Source organism: Arcobacter sp., assembly GCF_050300555.1.
In the GTDB taxonomy this organism is placed as follows: Bacteria; Campylobacterota; Campylobacteria; order Campylobacterales; family Arcobacteraceae; genus Arcobacter.
Genome location: NZ_JBNKXY010000187.1, coordinates 1 through 620, shown reverse-complemented (window position 1 = coordinate 620; position 620 = coordinate 1). Strand labels below are relative to the sequence as shown.

1 protein-coding gene and 1 pseudogene are annotated in these 620 nt (G+C 29.8%); both read left to right on the top strand.

What is annotated here, in order from left to right; all coding sequences use genetic code 11:
• On the top strand, window positions 1-205 hold a 205-nt coding region (gene nadA / locus ACQY5W_RS13235; protein ID WP_428025443.1), incomplete at its 5' end, for a quinolinate synthase NadA.
• A pseudogene (locus tag ACQY5W_RS13230) lies at window positions 202-620 on the top strand (carboxylating nicotinate-nucleotide diphosphorylase); the annotation flags it as partial. The gene nadA and the pseudogene ACQY5W_RS13230, both read left to right, overlap by 4 nt.

Sequence of the window (620 nt, the reverse complement as noted above, 5' to 3'; positions counted from 1 at the left end):
AAATAGATTAAGAGAAAAAAATACTTATATCTTAAGTTCGACTAAACCTGAGTGTCCTACTATGAATGAAACAACATTGGAAGATGTATATAAGTGTTTAAAAGATATTAAAGATGATAAAGAAGTTTTTGATACAGAAATTTTTGTAAATGAAGATGTAACAAAGTGGGCACAAGTAGCACTACAAAGGATGTTTGAAGTATGATTAATATTAAAAAGTTCGTTAAAAATGCCATTATTGAAGATAATGGGCGAGGTGATTTGTTTTTTGATGTTGCTCCTAAGGGTAGATTTACAGCAAAAGTTATCTCAAAAGATGATGGAATTTTTGCAGGTGAGATTTATGCAAAAGCCTTATCAAAAACAGAGAAGTTTGAATGTAAGTTTTTAAAACATGATGGTGATGTGATAAAAAAGGGTGATATTATTGCAAAACTTGATGGAAAAGCTGCAGTTTTATTATCATCTGAGAGAACATTTTTAAATATGCTTCAACATGCTTCTGGAATAGCAACTATGGCTAACTCTTATGCTTCTTTGATTGATGATTTAGATGTTGTTTTATTAGATACTAGAAAAACAAGACCCCAACTTAGAGATTTTGAAAAGTATGCAAGTAG